This window comes from Saccharopolyspora oryzae (genome assembly GCF_027853915.1).
Classification (GTDB): domain Bacteria; phylum Actinomycetota; class Actinomycetes; order Mycobacteriales; family Pseudonocardiaceae; genus Saccharopolyspora; species Saccharopolyspora oryzae.
The window spans coordinates 41,609-48,946 of sequence record NZ_JAQGLA010000055.1 but is presented as its reverse complement, the minus strand read 5'-3'; the positions used below and the strand labels follow the sequence as shown (position 1 = coordinate 48,946).

Here is a 7,338-nt window from a genome sequence, read left to right as displayed (position 1 = left end):
GCTTGCCCGAGAAGTTGATCCGCATCCCGTGGGTCAGGTGACCACCGTGGGCCAAGTCCAGACCCATGATGGTGTCACCCGGCTTGAGCAGCGCGAACATCGCCGCCGCGTTGGCCTGCGCACCCGAGTGCGGCTGCACGTTGGCATACGTGGCGCCGAAGAGCTCCTTGATCCGCTCGATGGCCAGCCGCTCGACGACGTCGACGTGCTCGCAACCACCGTAGTAACGGCGGCCCGGATAGCCCTCCGCGTACTTGTTGGTCAGCACCGAGCCCTGCGCTTCGAGCACGGCCTGGGGCGCGAAGTTCTCCGAGGCGATCATCTCGAGCGTGCTCTGCTGCCGGTTGAGCTCGGCGCCGACCGCCGCCGCGACCTCGGGATCCACCGCGGCCAGCTTGTCGTTGAACAGGTCCGGTGTCGACATGGTGTTGCCTCCTGTGTTTCTCTCAGGCGTTGCGGCGGTAGAACGGCAGCTCGACGACCTGCACCGCGACGGCCTTGCCGCGGATGTCTACCTGCAGCTGGGTGCCGGGTTCGCTGTGCTCGCGGTCCACGTAGGCCATCCCGATCGGGTGACCCAAGGTCGGGGACGGGGCGCCGCTGGTGACCACGCCGATCTCGGCGCCGTCGGCGTCCAGCACGCGGTAGCCGTGCCGGGGCGCGCGGCGCTGGTCGGTGCTGAGCCCGACCAGGGTGCGCTCGGTGGGCTTCTCCGCGACAGCCGCTAGCGCGGCCTTCCCGACGAAGTCGGCGGTCTTGTCGAGCTTGACCACCCGGCCGAGGTTGGCGTGGAACGGCGTGAGGTCGGCGGACAGCTCGTTGCCGTACAGCGGCATGCCGGCTTCCAGGCGTAGCGTGTCGCGGCAGGACAGCCCGGCGGGCTGCAGGCCGTGCTCCGCGCCCGACTCGGTCAGCGCCTGCCACACGGCCTCGGCGTCGCCGGGGGCGGTGAACAGCTCGAAGCCGTCCTCGCCGGTGTAGCCGGTGCGCGCCAGCAGCACGTCCTTGCCCGCGACCTGGGCCCGATAGCCCGCGTAGTACTTGACGCCGGACAGGTCGGTGTCGGTCAGCGGCTCGAGGATCGCGACGGCGTTCGGGCCTTGGACCGCGATCAGCGCGTAGTCGTCGGAGACGTCCTCGTGCTGGGCGTCGAACCCGCTGATCCGCTCGGCCAGCTCGGCGGAGACCACGGCGGCGTTCGCCGCGTTGGCCACCACCAGGAACTCCTGCTCGGCGAGGCGGTAGACGATCAGGTCGTCCAGCACACCGCCCTGCGCGTTGCAGATCATGGTGTAGCGCGCGCGGCCGGGCGTGATGCCGGAGGCGTTGGCGACCAGCGCGTGGTCCAGCGCGGCCGCGGCTTCCGGACCGCTGATCCGGATCTCGCCCATGTGGCTCAGGTCGAACAGGCCGGCCGCGGTGCGCACCGCGTTGTGCTCGGCGATGTCACCGGAGTACCGCAGCGGCATCTCCCAGCCCGCGAACTCGGTGAGGTTGGCGCCGAGCGCCTCGTGCACGTGGTGCAAGGGCGTCCGTCGTGGCGACGACATGGTGGTGGGACTCCTCCTGGTGGGCGCCGGTCGGCAGTCGAGGGCCGGTCAGCTCACTGTCCCAACCTTATCGGGGGCACCTCGACCCCGACCTGCGCGGGCTTGCGCTGGTCGGGCGGTCTCCCCGGAGTCATTGGCCTGAGAGTTTCGCCACCTCGGGAGGCGGCTTGCACCGTGGGCGAGAAGCGGGTGCTTCTGCTTTTCTCCGTGATCGCCTGGTGCCGTGCGGTGCCGGTGCCTGAGAGTTTGCTGGGGAGTATTGCTCCTTCGGCGCCCCGGTCCCGAGAAGGGCCGGAGTCTCTCCCGCACGACGTCGTAGGCGCGCTATTCGGTTCTGCTGAAGGACGCTACGAACCACCAGTGACCCACGTCAACCGGAAGGATGAGTGATCTCCACCGGGCTTGCCCCGGAGTTCTGAAGAAGTTCAGAATGGAGGCATGCGTGAGGTGCAGTGGAGTGAAGTGCAGCGCGATCCCAAGAGCGTCGCGGAGTTAGTCGATCAAGGCGACGTGCGCATCCGCCGCAGGGACGGCGCACCGCTCGTGCTCACCCGAGAGGACCGGGCGTCCGGGGAGTCTGACGGAGCCATGCTCGCTGGACGTGCGGTTCGTGCTGTCTTTGATCGCTTTTCCCCGGACGAACTGATCGACATCTTGTCCGAGGAGTTCCCGTGGGCGGCGCTGCTGCCGTCCGGCGCCCGATCGGAGTTCGCTCTCGACTTCGTCCGAACTTTTCGAGCGTCCGCGGAGTTGGGCAGCTGGGCGCCGCTGAACCAAACGGTCCACGAGTGGAAGGCCACGGCGCTCGTCTACACCGACCCCGAGCTGGTGAGAGCGCTGACCGAGCCTGCTAACGAGGACTTCGGCCGGGTTCCTCCGCCTGAAGGGGGCGACGGTGACGCCTAAGCGAGGCGACCGGGTAGCGCCCCCGGCGCCGCCCAACGGCTGGGAGGTCCGATTCCGCCAACAACGAAGCGGTCAAGGGTTGGGAAGAGCTCTGTCGGACAGCTCGAAGCAATACCTGGGAAGCCTGGGTGGTGCTCAGCGAACGGCCGCTAGAGCCGGAGAATCCGCGTCGCCAGCATCCGATGAAGTGGGAGCTCGCAACACACGTGGTGGGCGGGAAAACACTTGATCAGTGGCAGTACGAGGTGACGTCATCTGGACGCATCTGGTACTGCCCCGATCCTGACAAGCGCATCGTGTGGATAATGCGCGCGAGTCCGGATCATCCGAAGTGGACGGACTAGCTGCCATATCCCTGATCACGACGCGTCGCCCGGTCCATGTCCTCGCGGACGGCGCTCACTTCAGCGGCGTCCGCCGGGTCGTCCGGCGCTTCTTGGGACTCGCGGCGCATCCGCTCATCGCCCCCTAGCTCGCGGTACTGCTTCTGGAGGCCGTCGATGAGGGCTTCGAGGGCTAGTTCGAAGCTGGCCGCGTCGATCTCCGCTGCGTGTTCGCGGAGGAGGTGAGCCTTGTTGAGGTGGGGGAAGCGGTCGCCGTAGAGGTCCGCGTCGTCCGGGAAGCCGCCGCTGAACGAGCCCATCGCCGAGCCCACCACCAGGTACTTCGTCGAGGCGCCGATCATCGTGGCGTAGCGCTGCGGCCAGCCCGCGCTGGTCAGGCCGCCGTGCACCGCGTCGGCCCGGCGCAGGGCGTTCTCGCGGCGGGCCGGGCCGTAGGCCAGGAACGGCACCAGGTTGGGGTGGGCGACCAGGGCCGCGCGGTAGGAGCGGGCCCAGCTGCGCAGGCCGGTCGTCCAGTCCTGCTCGAAGTCCGAGACGTCCACCGAGGCCATCACGTCGTCGGCGATCTCGTGCAGCAGTTCTTCCTTGGTCGCGACGTGGTTGTAGAGCGAGGCGGCGCGCACTCCGAGCTGGTCGGCGAGGCGGCGCATGGACAGCGCTTCCAGGCCCTCGGCGTCGATGATCTCCAGCCCGACGCGGCGGATGCGTTCCGGCGACAGCCGGGGAGTGGTCGGTCTGGGCACGTCTTCTCCTCGTCGGATCCCTTGCGGCGCTCGCTGGGGCCGTCTTAGGCTGCCACAAAACTAACAACGTTAGTTAGATGGCCGCAGGAAAGGATCCGGCGATGGTCGACTTCTCGCTCTCCGACACCGAGCGCGACATCAGGGACTGGGTGCGCAACTTCGTCCAGCGCGAGCTGGTGCCGCTGGAGCCGGAGGTGCTGCGCCGCGAGCGGGCCGGCGAGCGCGGCCTGACCAAGGACGAGCAGCACGAGCTGCAGCAGAAGGCGAGGGAAGCCGGGTTCTGGGGCGTGCAGACGCCCGAGGAGTACGGCGGCATGGGCCTGTCGGCGGTGATGTCCGCGCTGATCGAGATCGAACTCGGCCGCACCTACGTGCCGTTCCGGTTCGGCGGCTACGCCGACAACATCCTCTACTACGCCAACGACGAGCAGAAGCAGCGCTACCTGCTGCCGACCATCGAGGGCACCCGCAAGTCCTGCTTCGCGATCACCGAGCCCGGCGCCGGGTCGGACGCCAAGGACCTGCGGACCACGGCGGTCAAGGACGGCGCCGAGTGGGTGATCAACGGCGAGAAGACGTTCATCACCGGCGGCATCGACGCGGACTTCGTGATGGTCTTCGCCGTCACCGACAAGGAGAAGGGCGCCAACGGCGGCGTCACCTGCTTCCTGGTCGACCGCGACATGGGCTGGAAGTCCGAGCCGATCGACATCATGGGCCCGTGGGAGCGCCAGCCCGCCGCGCTGGTCTTCGACAACGTGCGGGTTCCCGAGGGCAACGTCCTCGGCGAGGTCGGGCACGGCTTCAAGCTCGCGATGCAGTGGATCGGCCGCGGTCGCTACATGCTGCCCGCGCATGCGCTCGGTGCCTGCGAGCGGCTGGTCGAGATGGGCATGGACTACGCCAAGCAGCGCGAGACCTTCGGCAAGCCGATCGCCGAGCGCCAGGCGATCCAGTGGATGGTGGCGGACTCGGCGGTGGAGATCGAGGCGCTGCGCTGGCTGGTGCTGCAGGCGGCCTGGCAGATCGACCAGGGCATGGACTCGCGCCACGCGCAGTCGATCGCCAAGCTCTACGGCGCCACCCGCGCCAACGAGATCGTCGACCGGGTGCTGCAGATGCACGGCGGCATGGGCTACACGAAGGAGCTGCCGATCGAGCGCTGGTACCGCGACCTGCGCCTGCTGCGGATCTTCGAGGGCACCGACGAGATCCAGCGCCGCACGCTGGCTCGCAACCTGCTCAAGGGTCACGCCTCGGTGCGGGGCGTTCTGGGCTGATTCTCCCGAATCGCCGGTACGCTGGTGGCCAACGGTGAGTCCGACGTTCGGGGAGTAACGATGTCGCTGTTCGACAAGGTCACCCAGTTCGCCAAGAGCGAGCAGGGCAAGAAGGTCATCGACCAGGCGAAGAAGTACGCCACGGACCCGAAGAACAAGGAGAAGCTCGACCAGGTCAAGGACAAGTTCCTCGGCAAGGGCGACAAGAAGGGCTGACCCCAGGCCCAACGGCCCCCGACTCCTCGGTTTCCAGGAGCCGGGGGCCGTTGTCGTTCGGGATCAGACAGCGGGCGGGTAGTGGAAGACCGGGATCGGTTCGGATTCCGTGGTAGTCGACGTGCGCAGCAGAGCCAGTACCGCGTTCACTGTGTCGCTCGTCAGATCAGCCAGGCCGATGTGCATGGTTTTTCCCTCGGATCCTGCTGCAGCCAGGGCAGTCGGCAATCCTTGGATGAACTGCTCGGTGGCTTGCCGGTTCTTCACCCACTGCTGCTCGAAACCGGTGACCAGCACTACTGTTGTCGGTGATTGCAGGAGTGCTTGGTCGAGCGATTCGGCGGTCGGGGTGATCGCCTTGACCAGGGCGTCGAAGGCCATCCCGGTACGCACGTCGATCTGCTGCACCTGTGCACCCGGGGCGAGTTGGGTGAACGCATGGAGAAGCGATGGTGGTAGGTCCACGTGCAGTGTCGCAGGTTCGTTGCTGATCGGTGCGAACTGCCCTGGGGGTAGGTCGTGGACAACCGCAGCAAGCTTTTCAACGCGCTTGCTGTAGAAAGTGATCTGAGGTCCGTATGATTTGTCGTCGTCGTGGACTTCGACGGTGAAATCACGTTCTGGAAATTGCTTTTCGAGCAAAGATTTCCAGCATTCTGCGATCGTGCGAGCGAGTTGAGACAGATCTTCGTCGTATTCGGCCGTGTCGTCGTTGGTGAAGACGTCCCATAGGGTCGTCATGTTCGCGTGGAATTCGACGAGATCCACGCGATCTTCTCTTCCTGAGAACCATCCGTCGATGTTCTTCCGGCGAGGCTCGCTCGATCCTTCAGGGAACTTGGAGAAGAAGACGCCGCCACGGTGCTGGATGAAGCTTGGGCAGAAGAGCCATTGCGCAGCCAGCACGAACTCGATGCCACCCCCCCACCCGAGGTAGTCAAGTGGAGTGAACTCAGGGCCATTCGCCTTTTGCCACTCTGCCAGGAAACCTGGGAACTGGCGGCTGTTGGCCTGCTGATCGAGCTGGTTCACTGGTAGTCCGTTTCTTGTGGTGTCGCTTCGCGTACTCCGGATTCGCCAGGGCGGGTTTCACCGGTCTTGGGGTTCGTGTTGAGTTTGTACTCGTGCACATGTCCTGTCATCCCGGCATGAGTGCCCATGATGTCCACCCGTTTTATGATAAATCCTCGTTCGTCGTATACGGAATAGCCCGTGATTGGGCCAGTCCCTGGGGGATTGCGGAGGTAGAGCACCTGGTTCGGTTCACCTTGCTTGGGCAGCTTCCGTCCGCCGCGCCCACCTGCCGGCTCGGTCCATTCGGTTCCGTTTGCTATGAGTTCACGGGCGTGGGGTAGCGGTTCGTCGCGCCGGTAAACCGGTTTCGGCGGGGGAGGTGGAGGCAGCGGAGGCGGTTCCGGGCCGAACACGGTCTCGAAGAAGTCGATGATGATCTCGAACGCCCGCTTCAGGAAGTTCAGCACCGCAGATGCGGCGCTCCGGATCAGGCTGACGAGCTTGGAGAGCAGGGGGCGCAGCGCAGTGCCCAACATGCGCAGCAACGCGGCGATGAGCGGACCGATCAGGGCCGCCGCTGCTTGATCCTTGATCTGCTGTTGCTGGTGGTGGCCGGCAGTCAGGATGCCTGCTACTGCAGTCTTCGTAGTGAGCGTCGCTTGTGCGAGTGTGTCGACCACCGATGCTGCTTGATCTGCAGCGGCTGCGCCGAAGGCGATATGCGCTTCGATCTTCGACCAGCGCGCAGCGAAGGCGTCAACGGTCCTGCCTTGGTGTTCGGTGGACACGCGTTTCGCTGCAGCCGATGCTTCGTCTCGCAAGCCGGCCAGCTGCTGTCCGATGCGCCGCCAGCCATTGGCCAGATCGCGTAACCGGTCCTCGTCTGCATCCGGCCACTGACATCCTGCGTCGGCCAGCAGTTGCGCGAGTTCTGATGGCAGCGTCACTGCCATGGTGATGTCCCGAGGTCGTCGAGCAGACGTTTTAGCTCATTGGCATGCGTCTCGTCGGTTTCCACGGCGTCTTGGGCGGTGTCGTGGAGCGCGCCGCCGAGCTCGTCGAGCCCGCGTGCGATCGCTGCGATGGCTCGGTTGGCCAGGTCTGCGACCTCTTCGTGGGCAGCGCCGAATTCGAGTCCCGCTTCGTCCGTTCCCCATACGGCCCCGTCGCCCGTCGTCCCAGCGCGAAGTTTGCTGCTTTCGGCGTCTAGGTGGTAACCGAATCCGCTGAGGGCCTGGGCGGACTGACGCAGCAGGTCTGGGTTGAGTGAAAAGCCTTCGGTCAC

General features: G+C 66.0%; 8 protein-coding genes, 1 pseudogene and 2 riboswitches. Of the genes and pseudogenes, 3 read left to right on the top strand and 6 right to left on the bottom strand.

The genetic code is table 11. The features are described 5' to 3' along the window. Positions 1 to 424: pseudogene (locus OU415_RS26085) on the bottom strand (serine hydroxymethyltransferase); the annotation flags it as partial. Positions 425 to 446: 22 nt separating this feature from the next. Further along, positions 447 to 1,550, bottom strand: a complete 1,104-nt coding sequence (gene gcvT / locus OU415_RS26080) for a glycine cleavage system aminomethyltransferase GcvT (protein ID WP_270951864.1) — start codon at positions 1,548 to 1,550, stop codon at positions 447 to 449. A 117-nt stretch (positions 1,551 to 1,667) separates the two neighbouring features. Next, a riboswitch (glycine riboswitch) is annotated at positions 1,668 to 1,766 on the bottom strand. After that, positions 1,767 to 1,866: riboswitch (glycine riboswitch) on the bottom strand. 122 nt (positions 1,867 to 1,988) lie between these two features. Between gcvT and OU415_RS26075 the strand changes: the two genes are divergently transcribed. Beyond that, complete coding sequence (locus OU415_RS26075; RefSeq protein WP_270951863.1) at positions 1,989 to 2,456, top strand: hypothetical protein; 468 nt, start codon at positions 1,989 to 1,991, stop codon at positions 2,454 to 2,456. A 340-nt stretch (positions 2,457 to 2,796) separates the two neighbouring features. On the opposite strand, the gene OU415_RS26070 is transcribed toward OU415_RS26075, so the two are convergent. Continuing rightward, complete coding sequence (locus OU415_RS26070) at positions 2,797 to 3,543, bottom strand: TetR/AcrR family transcriptional regulator (protein WP_270951862.1); 747 nt, start codon at positions 3,541 to 3,543, stop codon at positions 2,797 to 2,799. Positions 3,544 to 3,644: 101 nt separating this feature from the next. Here OU415_RS26070 and OU415_RS26065 point away from each other — a divergent pair, with 101 nt between their 5' ends. Beyond that, entirely contained in the window at positions 3,645 to 4,823 is a 1,179-nt protein-coding gene (locus tag OU415_RS26065) for an acyl-CoA dehydrogenase family protein (RefSeq protein ID WP_270951870.1), read from the top strand. A gap of 60 nt (positions 4,824 to 4,883) precedes the next feature. After that, positions 4,884 to 5,039 (top strand): hypothetical protein, encoded by a 156-nt coding sequence (locus OU415_RS26060; protein ID WP_270951860.1) that lies wholly within the window; start codon positions 4,884 to 4,886, stop codon positions 5,037 to 5,039. Positions 5,040 to 5,102: 63 nt separating this feature from the next. Here the strand turns inward: OU415_RS26060 and OU415_RS26055 are convergent, their stop codons facing one another. From OU415_RS26055 to OU415_RS26045, 3 genes are read right to left on the bottom strand one after another with little or no spacing between them, the layout of a single operon-like run. Next, positions 5,103 to 6,071: a hypothetical protein gene (locus OU415_RS26055; RefSeq protein WP_270951859.1), complete on the bottom strand. Its 969-nt coding sequence runs from the start codon at positions 6,069 to 6,071 to the stop codon at positions 5,103 to 5,105. Continuing rightward, positions 6,068 to 7,006 (bottom strand): WXG100-like domain-containing protein, encoded by a 939-nt coding sequence (locus OU415_RS26050; protein WP_270951858.1) that lies wholly within the window; start codon positions 7,004 to 7,006, stop codon positions 6,068 to 6,070. Before OU415_RS26050 ends, OU415_RS26055 begins: the two co-directional genes overlap by 4 nt. Further along, a complete protein-coding gene (locus OU415_RS26045) occupies positions 6,997 to 7,338 on the bottom strand; it encodes a hypothetical protein (RefSeq protein ID WP_270951856.1) in 342 nt (113 codons plus the stop codon). The genes OU415_RS26050 and OU415_RS26045 overlap by 10 nt, the downstream gene beginning before the upstream one ends.

Excerpts from the sequence above, each read along its gene's own strand:
- OU415_RS26050 (WP_270951858.1), bottom strand. The coding sequence starts at position 7,006 with ATGGCAGTGACGCTGCCATCAGAACTCGCGCAACTGCTGGCCGACGCA.
- gcvT (WP_270951864.1), bottom strand. The coding sequence starts at position 1,550 with ATGTCGTCGCCACGACGGACGCCCTTGCACCACGTGCACGAGGCGCTC.
- OU415_RS26060 (WP_270951860.1), top strand. The coding sequence starts at position 4,884 with ATGTCGCTGTTCGACAAGGTCACCCAGTTCGCCAAGAGCGAGCAGGGC.
- OU415_RS26065 (WP_270951870.1), top strand. The coding sequence starts at position 3,645 with ATGGTCGACTTCTCGCTCTCCGACACCGAGCGCGACATCAGGGACTGG.
- OU415_RS26075 (WP_270951863.1), top strand. The coding sequence starts at position 1,989 with ATGCGTGAGGTGCAGTGGAGTGAAGTGCAGCGCGATCCCAAGAGCGTC.